At 49.5% G+C, this 17,761-nt stretch carries 20 protein-coding genes and 1 riboswitch; of the genes, 3 read left to right on the forward strand and 17 right to left on the reverse strand.

What is annotated here, in order from left to right; genetic code table 11:
* Positions 1-13: 13 nt before the first annotated feature.
* From accC to DFR62_RS09155, 6 genes are all read right to left on the reverse strand, one after another.
* Positions 14-1,366 carry an acetyl-CoA carboxylase biotin carboxylase subunit gene (accC, locus tag DFR62_RS09130; protein WP_058380878.1) on the reverse strand — a complete coding sequence of 451 codons (1,353 nt, stop codon included), beginning with the start codon at positions 1,364-1,366 and terminating at the stop codon, positions 14-16.
* A 12-nt stretch (positions 1,367-1,378) separates the two neighbouring features.
* Positions 1,379-1,891, reverse strand: a complete 513-nt coding sequence (accB, locus tag DFR62_RS09135) for an acetyl-CoA carboxylase biotin carboxyl carrier protein (RefSeq protein WP_121299945.1) — start codon at positions 1,889-1,891, stop codon at positions 1,379-1,381.
* Positions 1,892-2,017: 126 nt separating this feature from the next.
* Complete coding sequence (gene efp, locus DFR62_RS09140; RefSeq protein WP_121299947.1) at positions 2,018-2,578, reverse strand: elongation factor P; 561 nt, start codon at positions 2,576-2,578, stop codon at positions 2,018-2,020.
* A 20-nt stretch (positions 2,579-2,598) separates the two neighbouring features.
* Positions 2,599-3,657 (reverse strand): M24 family metallopeptidase, encoded by a 1,059-nt coding sequence (locus DFR62_RS09145; RefSeq protein WP_121299949.1) that lies wholly within the window; start codon positions 3,655-3,657, stop codon positions 2,599-2,601.
* Positions 3,658-3,662: 5 nt separating this feature from the next.
* A complete protein-coding gene (gene aroQ, locus DFR62_RS09150; RefSeq protein ID WP_121299951.1) occupies positions 3,663-4,103 on the reverse strand; it encodes a type II 3-dehydroquinate dehydratase in 441 nt (146 codons plus the stop codon).
* 163 nt (positions 4,104-4,266) lie between these two features.
* Positions 4,267-6,825 (reverse strand): vitamin B12-dependent ribonucleotide reductase, encoded by a 2,559-nt coding sequence (locus DFR62_RS09155; protein ID WP_121299953.1) that lies wholly within the window; start codon positions 6,823-6,825, stop codon positions 4,267-4,269.
* A 388-nt stretch (positions 6,826-7,213) separates the two neighbouring features.
* Here DFR62_RS09155 and DFR62_RS09160 point away from each other — a divergent pair, with 388 nt between their 5' ends.
* On the forward strand, positions 7,214-7,594 hold the full coding sequence (locus tag DFR62_RS09160) for a rhodanese-like domain-containing protein (protein WP_058380884.1): 381 nt from the start codon (positions 7,214-7,216) through the stop codon (positions 7,592-7,594).
* A 41-nt stretch (positions 7,595-7,635) separates the two neighbouring features.
* Here the strand turns inward: DFR62_RS09160 and gcvPB are convergent, their stop codons facing one another.
* From gcvPB to comGA, 10 genes are all read right to left on the reverse strand, one after another.
* Positions 7,636-9,108, reverse strand: coding sequence for an aminomethyl-transferring glycine dehydrogenase subunit GcvPB (gene gcvPB / locus DFR62_RS09165; RefSeq protein ID WP_121299955.1), 1,473 nt, complete (start codon positions 9,106-9,108; stop codon positions 7,636-7,638).
* Positions 9,101-10,468: an aminomethyl-transferring glycine dehydrogenase subunit GcvPA gene (gene gcvPA, locus DFR62_RS09170; protein WP_121299957.1), complete on the reverse strand. Its 1,368-nt coding sequence runs from the start codon at positions 10,466-10,468 to the stop codon at positions 9,101-9,103. Before gcvPA ends, gcvPB begins: the two co-directional genes overlap by 8 nt.
* A gap of 27 nt (positions 10,469-10,495) precedes the next feature.
* Positions 10,496-11,596, reverse strand: a complete 1,101-nt coding sequence (gcvT, locus tag DFR62_RS09175) for a glycine cleavage system aminomethyltransferase GcvT (RefSeq protein ID WP_121299959.1) — start codon at positions 11,594-11,596, stop codon at positions 10,496-10,498.
* 148 nt (positions 11,597-11,744) lie between these two features.
* Positions 11,745-11,835, reverse strand: a riboswitch (glycine riboswitch).
* A gap of 130 nt (positions 11,836-11,965) precedes the next feature.
* Positions 11,966-12,490, reverse strand: coding sequence for a shikimate kinase (locus DFR62_RS09180; protein ID WP_121299961.1), 525 nt, complete (start codon positions 12,488-12,490; stop codon positions 11,966-11,968).
* Between the two features lie 200 nt (positions 12,491-12,690).
* Positions 12,691-13,131 (reverse strand): ComGF family competence protein, encoded by a 441-nt coding sequence (locus DFR62_RS09190; RefSeq protein WP_121299964.1) that lies wholly within the window; start codon positions 13,129-13,131, stop codon positions 12,691-12,693.
* Positions 13,119-13,391 (reverse strand): hypothetical protein, encoded by a 273-nt coding sequence (locus DFR62_RS09195; protein WP_237150717.1) that lies wholly within the window; start codon positions 13,389-13,391, stop codon positions 13,119-13,121. Before DFR62_RS09195 ends, DFR62_RS09190 begins: the two co-directional genes overlap by 13 nt.
* 13 nt (positions 13,392-13,404) lie before the next feature.
* On the reverse strand, positions 13,405-13,848 hold the full coding sequence (gene comGD, locus DFR62_RS09200) for a competence type IV pilus minor pilin ComGD (protein ID WP_341867766.1): 444 nt from the start codon (positions 13,846-13,848) through the stop codon (positions 13,405-13,407).
* Positions 13,833-14,150 carry a competence type IV pilus major pilin ComGC gene (gene comGC / locus DFR62_RS09205; protein WP_058380892.1) on the reverse strand — a complete coding sequence of 106 codons (318 nt, stop codon included), beginning with the start codon at positions 14,148-14,150 and terminating at the stop codon, positions 13,833-13,835. The genes comGD and comGC overlap by 16 nt, the downstream gene beginning before the upstream one ends.
* An 11-nt stretch (positions 14,151-14,161) precedes the next feature.
* Positions 14,162-15,205 carry a competence type IV pilus assembly protein ComGB gene (gene comGB / locus DFR62_RS09210; RefSeq protein ID WP_121299966.1) on the reverse strand — a complete coding sequence of 348 codons (1,044 nt, stop codon included), beginning with the start codon at positions 15,203-15,205 and terminating at the stop codon, positions 14,162-14,164.
* Positions 15,177-16,202: a competence type IV pilus ATPase ComGA gene (gene comGA, locus DFR62_RS09215; RefSeq protein WP_121299968.1), complete on the reverse strand. Its 1,026-nt coding sequence runs from the start codon at positions 16,200-16,202 to the stop codon at positions 15,177-15,179. Before comGA ends, comGB begins: the two co-directional genes overlap by 29 nt.
* A gap of 286 nt (positions 16,203-16,488) precedes the next feature.
* On the opposite strand from comGA, the gene DFR62_RS09220 reads away from it, so the two are divergent.
* Positions 16,489-16,731 carry a DUF2626 domain-containing protein gene (locus tag DFR62_RS09220; protein ID WP_058380895.1) on the forward strand — a complete coding sequence of 81 codons (243 nt, stop codon included), beginning with the start codon at positions 16,489-16,491 and terminating at the stop codon, positions 16,729-16,731.
* Between the two features lie 57 nt (positions 16,732-16,788).
* Here DFR62_RS09220 and DFR62_RS09225 read toward each other — a convergent pair whose 3' ends face one another.
* Positions 16,789-17,424, reverse strand: coding sequence for an MBL fold metallo-hydrolase (locus tag DFR62_RS09225; protein WP_121299970.1), 636 nt, complete (start codon positions 17,422-17,424; stop codon positions 16,789-16,791).
* A gap of 153 nt (positions 17,425-17,577) precedes the next feature.
* On the opposite strand from DFR62_RS09225, the gene DFR62_RS09230 reads away from it, so the two are divergent.
* Positions 17,578-17,760: a DUF2759 domain-containing protein gene (locus DFR62_RS09230; RefSeq protein ID WP_068869055.1), complete on the forward strand. Its 183-nt coding sequence runs from the start codon at positions 17,578-17,580 to the stop codon at positions 17,758-17,760.
* Position 17,761: the final 1 nt, after the last annotated feature.

Here is a 17,761-nt window from a genome sequence, read left to right on the forward strand (position 1 = left end):
TGAATGTTCCTCCTCAGGAGCCCATTACATCGTATTTTTCCAGGAATTTCGTATTGAAGTCCCCGGATTTGAACACCTCATGGTCCATAAGGCGAAGATGGAATGGAATGGTCGTGAAGACGCCTTCCACCACGAATTCATCCAGCGCGCGCTTCATCTTGGCCACGGCCTCTTCGCGTGTATCGGCGAATGTGATGAGCTTAGCCACCATTGAATCATAATAAGGCGGGATCGTATAACCTGAATACATCGCTGAATCGACGCGTACGCCCATGCCGCCTGGCGGCAAGTACATATCCACACGCCCTGCAGAAGGCATGAAGTTCTTCAGCGGATTTTCGGCGTTGATGCGGCATTCGATGGACCAACCTTTGAACGTCACGTCTTCCTGTTTGTAGGCGAGGGTCTCGCCGGAAGCGACTTTCAACTGCTGCTGGATCAAATCGATGCCCGTGATCATTTCAGTGACCGGATGTTCCACTTGGATGCGCGTGTTCATTTCCATAAAGTAGAATTTCTGGTTTTCTACATCAAAGATGAACTCGACCGTACCAGCGCCACGGTAATTGACCGCTTGCGCCGCTTTGACAGCCGCTTCGCCCATTTCCGCTCTCAGTTCGGCTGATAAAGCAGGAGACGGCGCTTCTTCGACAAGCTTTTGCATGCGGCGCTGGATTGAGCAATCACGTTCGCCTAGATGGATGGCATTGCCATGCGAATCAGCAAGCACCTGGATTTCGATATGGCGGAAATCTTCAATGAATTTTTCGATGTAGACGCCTGGGTTGCCGAATGCTGCCGCTGCTTCTTTTTGCGTCATATTCAAGCCTTTGACGAAATCTTCGCGTGTTCTCGCCACGCGAATCCCTTTGCCGCCACCGCCTGCCGTCGCTTTGATGATGACCGGGAAACCGATCTTCTCTGCGATTTCCAAGCCTTCCTCTTCACTTCCGACAATTCCTGTAGAGCCTGGAACGACCGGTACGTTTGCTTGGCGCATCGTTTCACGGGCTACATCTTTTGTGCCCATTTTCGAAATCGCTGCTGCTGTCGGACCGATGAACATGATGTCGCAAGCTTCGCATAATTCGGCAAAGCTCGAGTTTTCAGCGAGGAAACCATATCCTGGGTGGATGCCATCGCAATTCGTCAGTTTAGCGACGCTAATAATATTGGAAAAGTTCAAATAGCTGTCTTTTGATAGTTTCGGCCCGATGCAATAAGCTTCATCGGCCAGTTCAACGTGGAGCGCTTCTTTATCCGCTTCTGAATAAACCGCTACGGTTTGGATATCGAGCTCTTTGCAGGCGCGAATAATCCGAACGGCGATTTCCCCGCGGTTGGCAATCAATACTTTTTTCATCATCGTCAGCCCCCCTTAGTTTGCTTTTACGAGGAACAAAGGCTGACCGTATTCGACCAATTGGCCATCTTTGACTAGGATCTCAGCGATTTCCCCATCCACTTCTGCTTCGATTTCGTTAAAAAGCTTCATCGCTTCAACGATGCAAACGACTTGGTCTGCAGAAACTTTCGTTCCGACAGCTACATAAGCATCTTCTTCTGGTGATGGCGATTGGTAGAACGTGCCGACCATCGGAGACAGGATTTTGTGCAAATCTTCGTTTGACGCGTTGCCAGTTTCAGGCGCTTCCGTTTGCACCGGCTGTTCTGTTGGTGCAGCTTCAGCTGCTTCAACTTGTTTTGGAGCTGCTGGTGCAGGTGCCTGTGCAGGCTCTTCAACAGCTTTTGACTTTACGGCTGCTGATTGTGAAGGGTTGGATGAATTTTTCTTCATCTTCACTTTGACGCCTTCGAATTCATAGCTGAACTCGTCGATGGATGACTGATCCACCAATTTGATGATTTCGCGAATTTCTTGGATTTTCATATAATACCTACTCCCCTGTTATGTATTTAATTTTAGCTACTCCACCATTTTAGACTTTTTTGAATCATTTTGAAATAGCAAGGCCGACATTTTAAAAAAAGGCCCCTTAAAAGAGGCCTTTCCTACTTATTGGGCACGCGAGACGTATGAAGAATCGGTCGTATTGATGATTAGTTTATCCCCTTGGTTGATGAAGAATGGCACCTGGACAGAAAGCCCTGTTGTAAGAATCGCCGGTTTCGATCCGCCGCTTGCTGTGTCTCCTTTGATGCCTGGGTCTGTTTCAGCCACTTCCAAGACAACTGTGTTCGGCAATTCGACGCCCAGTACTTCGCCGTGGTATTGGATAACTTGTACATCCATGTTTTCCTGCAGGAATTTCAACTCATAGGCGATGCTCTTTTCCGGCAATTCGATCTGGTCGTAAGTTTCTGTATCCATGAATGCGTGCATATCGCCATTCGAATACAAATACTGCATTTTACGGTTATCGATTTGCGCCTTCGCGACTTTTTCACCGGCGCGGAATGTTTTTTCATTGACCGCTCCAGTGCGCAAGTTACGGAGCTTCGAACGGACGAATGCCGCACCTTTGCCCGGTTTGACGTGCTGGAATTCCATCACGCGCCAAATATCGTTATCCACTTCGATGGTCAATCCTGTTTTAAAATCGTTTACTGAAATCATAATAATAGTTCCTCCGTTTGTTATAAAATGCGAAGCTCTTTTGAAGAATGCGTCAAGCGCTCATTCCCCGTTTCGGTAATCAGTATATCATCTTCTATGCGCACTCCGCCAATTCCCGGCAAATAGATGCCCGGTTCGACCGTGACAGCCATTCCGGGTTCAAGGACAGTTTCCGAACGGAACGACAGCCCCGGCCCTTCGTGGACCTCGAGACCGATGCCGTGGCCGGTTGAATGCCCGAACGCTTCCCCGTAGCCTTTTGACTTGATGTAATCGCGTGCGATGGCATCCGCTTCGATTCCCGTCATGCCCGGCTTGATTTTCTCCAGCGCCAGCACTTGTGAATCCAAGACCACTTGATATATTTCCTTAAGCTTGTCAGACGGTTCGCCGACTGCCACCGTGCGCGTGATGTCCGATACATAGCCATTGTACAAGGCGCCGAAATCGAGCGTGATCAAGTCGCCTTGTTCGATTTTCTTATTGGATGCAACGCCATGAGGCAATGCCGAGCGCAAGCCCGATGCGACGATGATGTCGAACGAAGAAGAAGTTGCGCCTTGTGAACGCATGAAGAATTCCAGTTCATTCGAAACTTCCAATTCTGTCATTCCCGCCTTGATGTAAGAGCAGATATGTTCGAACGCATCGTCAGCAATCTTGGCTGCCGCTTTCAGCACTTCTAGTTCTTCAGGAGATTTCACCATGCGCAACTTTTCAATCAGACCGCTAACCGGTTCGAGCGTTGCAGATAATTTTTCCTGATACTGCGAATATGTGGCAAAGGTCATATAATCCTGTTCGAATGCCAGCCGTTCGACTGCCGCTTCCTTAGCAATGCGCGCCACTTCGTCAATCAAGCCTTTTTGCGCTTGGACCACTTTGAATTCTTTGACTTGCTCTCCTGCTTGTTCAGTGTAGCGGAAATCGGTAATGAACCAAGCATCATTCGGCGTGATGAGCGCAAGCCCAGCCGTTCCGGTGAAGCCTGTAATAAAACGAAGATTATACGGATTTGTCACCAGCAGGGAATCCAGTTCCCGCTTTTGCATTTGTTCGCGCAGTTTCATCAATTTCATCAGTTTCATCCTTTCTGTTGTCGAAGCAAGAGCGACTGGAGCCCCAGCCGATAGACGTCCTTGCCGAAGCCGGCGATTTGCCCGATGGCTACCGGCGCGATATGGGAATAGTGGCGGAACTCTTCACGTGCGTGGATATTGGAAATATGTACTTCAACGACCGGCACTTGGACCGATGCGATGGCGTCGCGTATCGCGATGCTCGTATGCGTATAGGCACCGGCGTTCAAGACGATGCCGGAAATGGCATCATCGTCCGCACCGTGGATCCAGTCGATCAGTTCCCCTTCATGATTGGACTGCCGGCAGACCAACTCAAAGCCTTCACTGTCAGCAAAATCCGCCAGTTCCTGCTCCAGCTCCTGCAATGTAAAGCTTCCGTACGCTTGTTTTTCGCGTTTGCCGAGACGGTTTAAATTGGGACCGTTCAACACCAGGACTCTCATGCCCTTGCACCCCTTTCTTGGCTTTCCTTTTCCATTTTATCATACGATCAATTAGCGGCAAGCCAGAAGACGAAGACGCTTATGCAAACAAAAAAGCGGAAGCCTATTTTGGCTTCCGCTTTTGTCACTGGAGAATATGGCTCCGGCTATTTGAAGTTTTTTGTTACAGTCCGCATTTCAATTGGGCTGCACAGTTCGTGCATGTATTGCATCCGCCCATTTCTTCCACTGTCCCTTTACGGCAGACAGGGCAAGTATTGCCTACTTCCGATCCGATCGTGACATTGGTCGAGCGCAAGTCTTGGATCGTGTCGATCAAGACTACTGGGCGCTTGCCAGTGTCTTCTTCCTTGTGGTCTTCTTCGAAAGTATTGTCTTCAGCTTTTAATGTCAGCACTTGTGAATCACGGCTGCCGTCGACGTAGACTGTGCCGCCTTTGGCACCGCCTTTGTAGAGACGCTCATAAACGCCTTCAACCTGTTCGACGGTATAACCTTTCGGTGCGTTGACCGTTTTTGAGATTGAGGAATCGATCCAGCGCTGGATGATGCACTGGACATCGGCATGTGCTTCAGGTGCGAGGTCCATTGACGTGATGAACGCCTGCGGCAAATTCTCTTCATCTGCGTCCGGGTTGTTCTTCAAGTATTCACGGACGATATCCGCTTTTACTTCGATGAATTTCCCGAGGCGCCCGCTTCGGTAATAAGTAAATGAATAATATGGTTCCAAGCCTGTCGATACGCCAACCATCGTGCCAGTCGAGCCTGTCGGCGCAACCGTCAATAGATGGGAGTTGCGGATCCCTTTGTCGAGCACCGCTTGGCGAATTTCTTCCGGCATCCCTTGCATAAAGCCGGTTTCGGTAAATGCACGGCGCAAGTTCTCCGTTTCTGCATCTGTTTCGCCGACGAGGAATGGGAAGCTGCCGCGTTCTTCAGCGAGCTCTGTAGAAGCTTCATAAGCTGCGACTGCAATCGTCTTGAAGATCTCATCGACCAGCTCGTTACCTTCCGGCGAGCCGTATTCACGGTCCGAATAGATGAGCAAATCGGCAAGGCCCATGACGCCAAGGCCTACACGGCGTTCGCCGAGTGCCTGGATGCGGTTTTCTTCCAGGAAATAAGGAGTTGCATCTATGACGTTGTCTTGCATGCGGACACCGACGCGCACCGTTTCTTTCAGTGCTTCAAAATCAACTTGCTTCGTTTTCGGATCTGCGAAGCGTGCTAAGTTGACGGCTGCCAAGTTGCATACGGAATAAGGCGCAAGTGGCTGTTCGCCACATGGGTTTGTCGCCACGACTTTTTGGCCGTATGCCGTCGCATTTGTTTTTTCATTGGCATTATCGATAAAGAAGATGCCGGGTTCTGCGGAATAAGTTGCGCATACATTGATCAAATTCCATAGTTCGCGCGCTTTGATCACGCGGTATGTGCGGACTTTATGGCCCATTTTTTCCCAATCGCGGACATCACCGATCTTATGCCATTCTTCGTTATAGACCGCCATCTCTTCTTTCGAATACGATTCAACTGCCGGGAAGCGCAATTCGAAATCTTCGTCTTTTTCGACTGCTTCCATGAAGTCTTTCGTCAAGGTGACGGAAATATTGGCACCAGTTAGGAATTCTTCGTTATGAACGGAGAACGTGCCGCCGTCGCGCAGTTTCGTTTCTGCATCGCGCATGATTTTTTCGTTGAATCCACCCATGCCCGGAATGGTCCGGTAATTAAGCAAGCCTTGGTACATCGCTTCTTCCTGCTCAGTTAAAGGTTTGAATTTCAATTTATCGTTCGCCAGGCGTTTGATCGTTTCGTCTTCTGTGTTTTCGATCAAATAACGCAAAATACGCGGGTTTTGCATTTTGGAAATGATGAATTCCGCGATATCCGGATGCCAGTCAGCAAGCATGATCATCTGGGCGCCGCGGCGTGAACCGCCCTGTTCGACCAGATGCGTCAGTTTCGCGATATCGTCAAGCCACGAAACAGAACCGGATGATTTGCCGTTGACGCCACGAGCGAGTGTATTGCGCGGGCGAAGAGTCGAGCCGTTCGTCCCGACACCGCCTCCGCGGCTCATGATTTCCATCACTTGCTTGCGGTGGTCTGAGATGCCTTCACGCGAATCGGCGACAAATGGCATGACGTAGCAGTTGAAATACGTGACATCGGTGTCAGCGCCTGCCCCGTACAGCACACGGCCAGCCGGGACGAAATTCAAGTTGACGAGCTGCTCATAGAATTTCGTGAACCATTCACTTTGCTTTTCTGGGGTTTTCTCGACTGCAGAAAGGCCAGTGGCATTGCGTTTGGCGATTTGCTCGTAAAATACTTCGAGCGGCTTTTCGATAACATCGATCGGCCGGTTGACTATGCCTTGTTCTACTTCTTCAGGGTTATCGATGGCACTGCGGTAATCTTCTTCGATCCAGACGCGTGCTTTGTTCGCATCTTGGTCGATCGAGACGATATATCCGAGGCCGCGTGCTGGGAATTTCGGGTCTTCTTTGACCGTCAACACGACGAAATCGCCCGGCTTCAATGTGCTTTTGCTGGTGTCCTTGAAGGAATAGCGGTCGATCATGACCAGGCGGGATACGCCTTTATGGGTTTTCTTCATGTCCTTCGTTACCGCGTGGACTTGCGGGAAAGCTTCAATGTCTTTGTTCAGGGACTCGACGTTTAATGTATATTCGGATTGTGTGGCGGAAACCATTTGACAAATCCTCCTTTATATTATATGGAGTTAACACTATATATAGTATTATTACAATTCCCATGATACTATATATTGAAACTCACTCGCAATGACATTTTTCTGATGGAAAATTCGACTCGGCAGATAACCGAGCAATGACAAGGGTTTCGCGATTTGGCTTTTGTTAAAATGAGACGAAAGACACGTATGTTCGCATAAATCAGCGCAAAAATCGATTTAATTTCCTGTTGAAAGCACTTGACAACTGAAAGTCCAGCTACAGCGCGCTTCCTGCCCGCAGGCTTCACAGGATTGCCTCTGATTTGCCCCGATTACTGTAACATAGCCATTGAATATCCGTCACCTTATCTCTTATAATGAGTAAGTATAGAAAGGGGCAAGAACAGTGGAATTATTGTATATCACATTGGGTGTCGTCATCGCCATCCTCATTTTTGCGGTCGTCTCGTTCCTCCGCATCCGCAAAGCGGTCACCGATCTCAACCAGGAAGAATTTATCCAAGGCTACCGAAAAGCGCAGCTCATCGATGTCCGGGAACCAAAAGATTTCGCAGCCGGCCATATCCTCGGGGCGCGCAACATCCCGCAATCGCAATTGCGCCAGCGCTACAAGGAAATCCGCGCCGACAAACCGGTCTATCTGTACGACCAGAACGGGGCAAGAAGCGGACGCGTCGCATTGTTCCTGAAGAAAAAAGGCTATGAGCAATTGTTCCAATTGCAGGGCGGCTTCAAAAAATGGACAGGCAAAATCAAATCCAAATAATCAAAAACCCCGGAAGCAAATGCTTCCGGGGTTTTTTTATGTCATTCGCTGTCTGTCGGTTTCTGGTAACGAAGAACCGGCTTGCGGGCTGCTTTCGTTTCATCCAGCCGGTTAATGACCGTCGTATGCGGCGCATTTTGGACGATCTCCGGATTTTCTTCCACTTCACGCGCAATCTGAATCATTGCATCGATAAAGTCATCCAGCGTTTCTTTCGATTCCGTCTCGGTCGGCTCGATCATCATGCCTTCTTCCACATTGAGCGGGAAGTAGATCGTCGGCGGATGGTAACCGAAGTCGAGCAGGCGCTTCGCCATGTCGAGCGTTCTGACACCGAGTTTTTTCTGGCGGCGCCCGCTCAACACAAATTCATGCTTGCAATGGCGGTCGTACGGCAAATCGAAATGAGGTGCGAGCCTTCTCATCATGTAGTTGGCGTTCAATACGGCATATTCAGTGACTTTCTTCAAGCCGTCCGGCCCCATTGTGCGGATATACGTATAGGCACGGACATTGATGCCGAAGTTGCCATAGAATGGCTTAACGCGTCCGATGGATTCAGGGCGGTCGTAATCGAATGTATAGCCTTCATCGGTCTTGACGAGGATCGGCTTCGGCAAATACGGGATCAGGTCCGCTTGGACACCAACCGGGCCAGATCCTGGGCCGCCGCCGCCGTGCGGGCCTGTGAAGGTTTTGTGCAAGTTCAAATGGACAACGTCAAAGCCCATGTCGCCAGGGCGTGCTTTTGACATGACGGCGTTCAAGTTCGCCCCGTCGTAGTACAGCTTGCCGCCGACTTTGTGGATGATCGATGCCATTTCAAGGATATCTTCTTCAAAAAGGCCGAGCGTGTTCGGGTTTGTCAGCATGAGTGCCGCGGTGTCGTCGCCGACTACACGCTTCAAGTCTTCCAGGTCGACAAGGCCGTGCTCGTTCGATTTAACAGTCACTGTCTCGAATCCGGCGACTGTTGCAGAAGCTGGGTTCGTTCCGTGGGCAGAATCCGGCACGATGACTTTCGTGCGGTTGAAATCACCATTTGCTTCGTGGAAAGCACGGATCATCATGAGACCCGTCCATTCACCGTGTGCACCGGCAGCCGGCTGAAGCGTCACTTCATCCATGCCTGTAATTTCCTTCAAATGTTCCTGAAGGTCATACATCAATTCCATCGCGCCTTGGACAGTCGATTCTTCCTGCAGCGGGTGGATGTTCGCGAACCCGGAGTAGCGGGCAACGGATTCATTGATTTTCGGGTTGTATTTCATCGTGCACGAGCCGAGCGGATAGAATCCGGAATCAACGCCATGGTTGCGTTTTGAAAGCGCTGTGTAATGGCGCATGATGTCGAGTTCCGAGACTTCCGGCAATTCCGCAAACTCTTCGCGTACTAGTTCTTGGCCGAGCAATTCAGTCAAATCCACTTCCGGCACATCAAGTTCCGGCAGGCTGTAGCCGACACGGCCTTGTTTGGTCATTTCAAAAATGAGTGGCTGGTTGTCTTTATGCATGGGAAGCCTCCGTTTCTCGCACGAATGCATCGATTTCCTGTACAAACGCGTCGATTTCTTCTTTAGAACGCTGCTCAGTGACCGCAATCAGCATATGCCCTTGCAACTCGTCATAGCTCAAGCCGAGATCATAGCCGCCGATCATGCCTTTCTCAAACAAAGCCGCATTCAATTCCTTGACCGATGAGCCGAGCTTGACAGCAATTTCATTGAAATGGGCACCATCAAATGCAATCTCGAATCCGGATTTCTTCAATTGTTGCTTCATGTAATGGGTCTTGGTAATGTTCTGCACGGCGATTTCCTTCGTGCCTTCCTTGCCGAGCGCTGTCATGGCAACAGAAGCTGCCAACGCATTCAAGGCTTGGTTCGAGCAAATATTCGACGTCGCTTTGTCGCGGCGGATATGCTGTTCGCGCGCTTGCAAAGTCAAGACGAATCCGCGTCGCCCTTCATCGTCTGTCGTTTCGCCGACAAGGCGTCCTGGAACTTCGCGCATCAATTTCTGCGTTACAGCGAAATAGCCGCAATGAGGACCGCCGAACGCTTCAGGAATGCCGAACGGCTGTGCATCGCCGACGGTAATATCTGCGCCGAATTTCCCAGGAGGCGTAAGTGCGCCGAGTGCCAGAGGGTTGGACGATACCGTGAACAAAGCGCCTGCTTCGTGGACGATCGGCTCGATTTCTTTTAAGTTCTCGACTTGACCGAAAAAGTTCGGGTATTGGACCATGACGGTCGCGGTGTTTTCATCGATCATTTCTTTCAAGGCGTCGATATCCGTGCGGCCGTCTTTGAGCGGAATTTCCACAACATCGATTGACTGCCCGAGTGCATAAGTGCGGACAACGTCTCTCGACTCCGGATGGACAGCACGGGAAACGAGGATTTTCTTGCGGCGCGTCTGGCCGGCTGCGAGCATGCCTGCTTCTGCGAGCGCTGTTCCGCCATCGTACATGGAAGAGTTCGCGATATCCATGCCGGTGAGTTCAGCGATCATTGTCTGGAATTCAAAGATCGCCTGCAATTCCCCTTGGGAGATTTCTGGCTGGTAAGGCGTATAGGCTGTGTAAAATTCAGAACGGGAGATGACGTGATCGACAATGATCGGTTTGTAATGGTCATAGACACCCGCGCCGAGGAAAGAGGCATAGCGGACAGAATCCGCGTTCTTGCCGGCGAGCTGTGCCAATTCTTTCGTCAAGGCCGATTCAGATTTTGCAGGCTTGATGTTGTATTCGCCTTTAAAGCGTACTTTTTCAGGAATGTCCGAAAACAATTCGTCGATCGATTGGACGCCAATCGTCTCGAGCATGTCTTTTTCATCTTGGGAAGTCATTGGTAGATAGCGATGTTTCATCGTGTGCAGTCCCCTTCTTTATTCGGATTATTTAGAGCGTTTATAAAATGGCGCTGCGATAATTTTTGCTTTAAGCCGCTTATTGCGGATTTCGACATCCACTTCCGTGTCCAACTCATTATGCTTAGCATCCAGCAAAGCCAGCCCGATGTTCTTTTTCAATGTCGGCGACTGTGTACCGGTGGTGACTTCGCCGATTTTCTCATCGCCCTTGTAAACTACATAGCCATGGCGCGGGATGCCCTTGTCGATCATTTCGATGCCGACGGATTTGCGGGGTACCCCGGCTTCTTTTTGATCCACCAAAGCCTGTTTTCCGATAAAGTCGGAGTCTTTTTTCAATTTGACGGCAAATCCGATGCCGGCTTCAAGCGGTGTGATGTCTTTCGACAATTCTTGCCCGTAAAGCGCAAGGCCCGCTTCAAAACGTAGCGTATCGCGTGCACCGAGTCCTGCTGGCACGACGCCTTCCGATTCACCTGTTTCCAAGATCCGGTCCCATAGAGCAGTGACAGCTTCGGGGCTGCCGTAGATTTCAAATCCATCTTCTCCCGTGTAGCCAGTGCGTGACACCAACACTCGCTGTCCAGCAACTTCTACTTGGTCCTTGAAGCGGAATGGGCGGATTGATGACAAGTCTTCCTCCGTCAACGCAGCCAGCACGTTCTCAGCTAGAGGCCCTTGCAACGCCAGCAAGCCAAAGCGTTCAGAAGCGTTATCCAGTTCGACTTCGCCTTCAAGATGTTTTTGCATCCACTCAAAATCCTTTTCGATATTCGATGCATTGACCACCAGCAGATAGCGCTCATCTTCGAGTTTGTAGACGAGCAGATCGTCGATCGTGCCACCGTCTTCATAACACATTGCCGTGTATTGCGCTTGGCCGTCCTGAAGCTTTGATACATCGTTGGTCAGCAATTTCTGTAAATAAGCCAGGCTATCCGGGCCCGAGGCGAATATCTCGCCCATATGGGAAACATCGAATAATCCTGCTTTAGTGCGTACTGCTTCATGCTCGTCCTTGATGGAAGAAAATTGCACCGGCAATTCCCATCCGCCGAAATCGATCGTTTTGCCGCCGTAGCGGGCATACGAGTCAAACAAAGGTGTTCGCTTCAATTGTCCCAATCTTTTTCCCTCCTGTTTTCAAAGCGCACAAAAAAGGACAGAGAATTCCCTTTAAACTAAAAGGGAATTCTCTGTCCTGGCACCTGAAAGTTTACCGTAACGGCTTTCCTCATCGGTAGCTGCACATCGTCAGCATTCTCCAGAGATGCGTCCTGTACGAGTCTTTTTGCCTGAGAGATTCATGATGTAATCATTTGCTCCTTCGGCGACGCCAATGCGTTCTCTCCCCGTACAATCATCCGCCCAAATCAATGTTGAATTGGTCCATCCCGCTATACAGAATAGTATAACTTCGACTACATCCTAACATTGAATTGACGAAAGCGCAATCTTTTTTACCTTAACGCCTCAAACACGAATGTTTTACTATTATGCGTTCCAATCATTCGTTTTCAGGCGTTTAACTTGAAATGCAGCATATTGGGTAATCTGCCGCAGCGTGCGGTGTTCGGTCCGGATGGTGATATGCGCCGTCCGTTTGTAATCACGGTAACGCGATTTGTGGAGCGCTTCGATTTCCTCGCGCGTCGAGCGCCTGACGATCGGGCGGTTCGGGTCTTTATGGATACGCCGCCAGATTTCCTTGAACGGTGCATCCAGGAATAACACGAGCCCCGTCTGGCGCATGAGGCGCTGGTTCACTTTGCGCATTGTGACGCCACCGCCGGTAGAGATGATGCAATGATCCTGTTGCAAATTTTGCAAAAATTCCGTTTCGAGATTCCTGAAATATTCTTCGCCAAAACGCTCGAAGATTTCCGGTATCGTCATGCCCATTTGACGGACGATTTCTTTGTCCATGTCATAATAGGGCATCTTCAATAAAAAACTTAGCCTCCTGCCGACCGCACTTTTGCCGCAGCCCATAAAACCGATCAAATATATTCTGTTCATTGTTCCCACCCGCACTACCCTACTCAGGGATTTTATTTTGCCCAATTTCCATCAGTAGTTGTATAGTAGCATTTCTATGAACATTTTCCAAACTATCATAAGTTTGATATTCAATCGCATAAAGCAGCACCATATGGGATAACAGCGCCATTGCGGACAGAAAGAACACGAGGGATAGCGGATAGACTGCTCCGGATTGGCTAATCAGGAAGCGAGAGCGCATAATCGGCCTCCTCTTTTGCGCCGCTTTGGAACTCCAGCTGGATGTTTAAACGCTTGCCTTCCATTTGAAAAAAGCTGTTTTTCACATCGGTCAGCATGATTTCATGGCCAAACTGGTCTTTTCGCTTGCGCACAACGCTGCCATACAATTCGATATCGTAAACAACCCCTTCACGAACAATGCGAACGCCTTTTCCATCGCGCATGATGTAAATTTGTTCGCTGCCATCCAGATACTGCTGCAGCTCCAGCGCAAACAGCCGGAACTCCGTTGCGCCGGAATCCAGATCCACCAGCATATGCGAACTGAACAAATAGAACATCGCGGCAAGCGGCAGTATGATCGATAATGCCAATAACTCCAGCAAGCTGTCGAGAAACGTAAATCCGTTTGACGATCGGATGTTCACTCGATGCATAAGCGCACCTGCTTTCCTTGAAAGTCCACGTAGTCAACACAATGGCCATCCGCTTGCCAGGAATACAGTGTACCGTTCACCGAGCGCTGGCCTTCAATACTGCCGGTAGCGGCAATGGTTTTTGCCGCTTCGTGCAAGGTCTCATAAGCGGCGAGGCGCTCTTTTTTCAGTTCGAGCCTCACTTGCATATCATGGACGAGCGGCAGGAGCGAACCGAAGACTAGAAATACCATAAACAGGCTGAGCATCGTTTCCGCCACGGAGATGCCCTTGTCATTTTGAAACCACCACGCGCCCTTTTCCAAGATGGACCGTCACCGTCCTTTCACCGCTGCTGGTCGAAAAGCGCAAGGTGCCTGGCTGGCGGATCGAGCCATTCGGCATGAAGTATACTTCGCTAAGATTGCTGGATGCGTTCAAGCTGATCGACTTTGGCATGGTCCTGATGTATCCCGGATGGCTTAAGCCATACATTATTTCATAGCCCGGCTTATGGTCCCGGAAAGTCAAGACTACCGATGTCCCGAGTAAATAACTCTGGCTTTGGGCATAATGGATGTCTTGTTCCAGCAACACAAAAAACCGGTCTTCTTCGCGCTTTTTTTCGAGCGGCACCACAGATGCAACAACAAGCGAAGCGCTTATGCCGACCGCAATCAACACGAGAAGCATTTCAATTAATGTAAAGCCTGAACTGCTTTTTAAGATGCTTTTGATGAGCTCACCACGCCGTCAACTGAAATATTGATCACTTCCCCGTTCGGGCAGCTCGTCTCTCCTGTTTTCAAATAGCCTTCGGATACCAAATCCGCCATCACCGGCACGGCTTTTTTATCCATTCGGTAGGATTCCACTTGACCCTGGACCATCTGCACAAATGCCTTACAGCCTTTTTCATCGACCGCCGATGTCTGTTTCGAGACATTCGGGATGGCGATAGCAATCAATACCGTGATGATCAACATGACGATCAACATTTCAATAAGTGTAAAGCCCCGTTGGTTTTTTAATCGTTTCATCGTATTCCTCCTTATATCGTATGGACGAGATTGTACATCGGCAAAAGAATCGCCAAATAGGCGGCGACGATACAAACGGCAATCAGCACAAAGAAACTGGGCTGGATGATTTTCAATGAACGCTGGGCTTGCAGTTCAATTCTGTCGAGCAACACTTCGCTATAGAGCATCAATTCTTTCCCGAGCATGCCGGTCGCTTCCCCGTGGCGGATGAACGCCGCCATATCGTTCGCCGCAAAGGCATGGCGGTCTACAGCAAATGACAGCACGATACCGGTCTTGACTTCGTCATGCAGCGATTCAGCGATTTGGCTGATGATGGGATGATGACGCTGCTTGCGCAGAAGCATCAATGCTTCCTGCAAGGAAATTCCGCTATGCAAAAGCGTGCCGAGCTCCCTAGAAGCGAGCTGCGACCAATAAAGCCGCATAACTGGCCCAATAACCGGCAGCTTAATCAATAATGCCATTTGGCGCTCGGCAGGCTGCCGCTTTAGATATTCACGAAAGCCAAGAACCAATAACGCAATAGCCGCGAAGACAGCAATCGCTATGTCCGGAATGCGCAGCAAATAAACCGGAACCCCGGCGCCTTCTTCGCCGTGCTGCAGCGAAGATATCAGGGCAGTCAGATTGGGCACATAATTGGTCCTGAAAAATAAGAACAAAGCAGCGGTAAGAATCAATAGTGAGACAGGATAGACGAGGATATTGCGAAGTTTCTTCTGCACTTCTTCAGTCCGCTTGAATCCGGCAGCGATGCCATGAATCGCTTCGCTGAGCTTGCCATGGAACTCGGCAATCTCGACCGGGAACAACACGCGCTCACGGAACCCAAGAAATTTCAGGACTTCAGCAGCATTGCCGCCGCCCTTCAAGATTCGGTCCATGCCTGCAAGTGCTTCATCTACACGTTCTGTGTGCATCGGCAAAAGAAGCGTCATGGCGACGGGAAACAAATAGCCTTCCGACATCAACACCGAAAGCCTAGTCAAAAACTGGGCGCGCTCACGAAACGGCAAGCGCCTAGAACTCGAAACCGGAATGAAGCGCACCGATCCTCACCCCTTCCCGGATCTGCCCGCCGAACGATAAATGCTCCGGCAGTTGATACTCTTGTTGCTGTCTCGCTGAACGGATGGCATCCACCAAACTTGAATCGCACAGAATTTCATATAACGCACGATGCTTCGTCTCGAGCTGCTGCAAATCCTCGTACATCGGCACAATTTTCTGGGCCGCGATGCCGATAAGCGTCTGAAGCATGTCTTCATATGGAATGCCCAGGTCATGGAGCCTGTGAAGACAGCCGACCGAATGCTTGGCATGGATCGTCGAAAACACCAAATGCCCTGTCAAGGCGGCCCTGACGGCTATTTCAGCAGTTTCGGCATCCCTGATTTCACCAATCATGATAATATCGGGATCATGCCGTAAAATCGCTTTCAAGCCAGTCGCATAATTCATTCCCGACTTTTCGTTCACTTGGATTTGAAGAAAGGCAGGGTTTTGGCGCTCGACCGGATCTTCGAGCGTGATGACATTTCGGTTGAGCCGTTCGGAACAGTGGCGCAAGAGAGAATACAAAGTGGTGGATTTGCCGCAACCGGTCGGTCCCGTCAGCAGCATCAAGCCCTGCCGTTCGCCGGCAAGTTTCTCGAGCAGCCTGGCTGAATCGCGGAACGCCGCCAATTCATCAAGAAATAACGCTGTGCTGTCTGGAATGACACGGATGACGATGCTTTCTTTCGTCATCACGGACGGCAATGTGGAAATTCGGAAATGGTGGGTATGGCCATTCATCTGAAGATGGAATGAGCCGGTTTGGGGTTTTCGTTTTTCGCTCATGTCCAAAAGGGAGAGGTATTTGAAGTAAGCAATCATGCGATCGCCTAAATCGAAGGGGATTTTCGCCACCGGCTTGAAATGGTTGTACGTGCGGTAGGTGATGCTGTAATCGCGGGGTTCTGGCCTGATGTGGATATCGGTGGTTTTTTCTTCTACGGCGGAATGCAATAGGTCGAAGCATCGCCGTTCAATGATATCTTGCATAGTCACCTCCTGTCCGGGTCTGCGAGCGGAGGCTGCCTCTCCGTTCCCCATTAGTATAAGCACACAGATGGCCTTTGAATATCGAAAATACCAAAATAATTATTTGAACGCCTCAAAGCCCTGAAATCCAGGCTTTCAGGGCAGGCACCTATAGCTTTAGACCGCTTTATGGATACACCTACACCGCTTTGTCACAAACTAGCCCGAAGTCCTTGTTTACACATAGACTCGTCTTCCTATATAATGAATAGGAGATTATTGTATTGTGGCAAAGGAGGGATTACCCATGGATAATATGTTTAAATTAATGGGATGGTGGACTGGAATCTTTGCAATTTTATTTTATGTCGGCGATATGGTAGAAGTATCATTGTTGATGGTTGCCAATACCGGCTTCTTCGTTCTTCTTGGATACTTAAACATTTCTGAACGCATGTACATGTATATTTTTGGAGCCTATCTGACAGTCTTTTTCGTTGGCTTTACTTACTACTCTACGTTCATCCACGTCCCAGGAGCAGGTCATTAATAGAAATTGAATGTGAACGCAAAAAAACGGCCATCTCGGCCGTTTTTTTTATGCCCTTTACATACGCAGGAAAGGATTATGCTGTTGTTCCTGTTTTGGGGTCGTCTCCGGGCCGTGCCCCGGGAACAGGAAGGTTTCTTCCGGCAGCGTCAATAGAGACTCACGGATTGATTTTAGCAGCAGCTGTTCTGAGCCTTCCGCCAAATCAGTGCGCCCGATGCTTCCTGAAAATAAGGTGTCCCCGACGATCGCGAAGCGGTCTTGCGGAAAATAAAAGCTTACGCTGCCTGGCGAATGCCCAGGCGTATGGAACAACTCCATGTTGAACGGGCCGATTTCAAGCGATTGTTCATCGGTGATCAATTCGTCTGCATCCGCTACTCGGTAATCCGGCAATGCCGCGTATTTACCCGAGCCGTTCAAATTCGGCCGCCCAAGGAAATCGCGTTCTTTATGATGAAGATAGACAGGGATTTTATATTTCTCCCTCAATTCGTCGACCGCCCCGATATGGTCAAAATGGGCGTGTGTCAGAAGAATCGCGAGCGGTGTCAATTGCTTGCGTTTCAGCACGTCCTGGATTTTACCAGCTTCTTCGCCAGGGTCGAAAATGACGCATTGTTTGCCTTCCCCTGATATGATGTAGCAATTCGTTTGCACTGGGCCTAGTTCCAGCCGATCGATTTTTAACATGACTTTCACCTCATTAGCAGTATATCATGAACACATTCTTTTGCTTGTTCAATAGAATGACATTTTTACGCCTCGACAAACTTGCAGAATTTCTTTACAATATAAAGAGTAGAAGACGGCACTGGCTGTTAAAGTTGAAGGGAGTGTCATAAGATGAGTTGGATTTTGATGGTTATTTTCGGCCTCACAGCAGTTCTTGCTGCAATCGGTACAGTTCAAACCCTAAAAAACAAAGAAGTTTTAGGATTCTTATTTAATTTTGGGACCTTTGTTATTTTCGGCGGTTTCACCGTTGCAACTCTCATTACACACGGTTACCCACCTGGCCTTCATTAAG

This window comes from Planococcus citreus (assembly GCF_003664125.1).
Lineage (GTDB): Bacteria > Bacillota > Bacilli > Bacillales_A > Planococcaceae > Planococcus > Planococcus citreus.

Excerpts from the sequence above, each read along its gene's own strand:
- accC (WP_058380878.1), bottom strand. The coding sequence starts at position 1,366 with ATGATGAAAAAAGTATTGATTGCCAACCGCGGGGAAATCGCCGTTCGG.
- accB (WP_121299945.1), bottom strand. The coding sequence starts at position 1,891 with ATGAAAATCCAAGAAATTCGCGAAATCATCAAATTGGTGGATCAGTCA.
- efp (WP_121299947.1), bottom strand. The coding sequence starts at position 2,578 with ATGATTTCAGTAAACGATTTTAAAACAGGATTGACCATCGAAGTGGAT.
- DFR62_RS09145 (WP_121299949.1), bottom strand. The coding sequence starts at position 3,657 with ATGAAATTGATGAAACTGCGCGAACAAATGCAAAAGCGGGAACTGGAT.
- aroQ (WP_121299951.1), bottom strand. The coding sequence starts at position 4,103 with ATGAGAGTCCTGGTGTTGAACGGTCCCAATTTAAACCGTCTCGGCAAA.
- DFR62_RS09155 (WP_121299953.1), bottom strand. The coding sequence starts at position 6,825 with ATGGTTTCCGCCACACAATCCGAATATACATTAAACGTCGAGTCCCTG.
- gcvPB (WP_121299955.1), bottom strand. The coding sequence starts at position 9,108 with ATGCATAAAGACAACCAGCCACTCATTTTTGAAATGACCAAACAAGGC.
- gcvPA (WP_121299957.1), bottom strand. The coding sequence starts at position 10,468 with ATGAAACATCGCTATCTACCAATGACTTCCCAAGATGAAAAAGACATG.
- DFR62_RS09180 (WP_121299961.1), bottom strand. The coding sequence starts at position 12,490 with ATGAACAGAATATATTTGATCGGTTTTATGGGCTGCGGCAAAAGTGCG.
- DFR62_RS09190 (WP_121299964.1), bottom strand. The coding sequence starts at position 13,131 with ATGCATCGAGTGAACATCCGATCGTCAAACGGATTTACGTTTCTCGAC.
- comGC (WP_058380892.1), bottom strand. The coding sequence starts at position 14,150 with ATGAAACGATTAAAAAACCAACGGGGCTTTACACTTATTGAAATGTTG.
- comGA (WP_121299968.1), bottom strand. The coding sequence starts at position 16,202 with ATGCAAGATATCATTGAACGGCGATGCTTCGACCTATTGCATTCCGCC.
- DFR62_RS09220 (WP_058380895.1), top strand. The coding sequence starts at position 16,489 with ATGGATAATATGTTTAAATTAATGGGATGGTGGACTGGAATCTTTGCA.
- DFR62_RS09225 (WP_121299970.1), bottom strand. The coding sequence starts at position 17,424 with ATGTTAAAAATCGATCGGCTGGAACTAGGCCCAGTGCAAACGAATTGC.
- DFR62_RS09230 (WP_068869055.1), top strand. The coding sequence starts at position 17,578 with ATGAGTTGGATTTTGATGGTTATTTTCGGCCTCACAGCAGTTCTTGCT.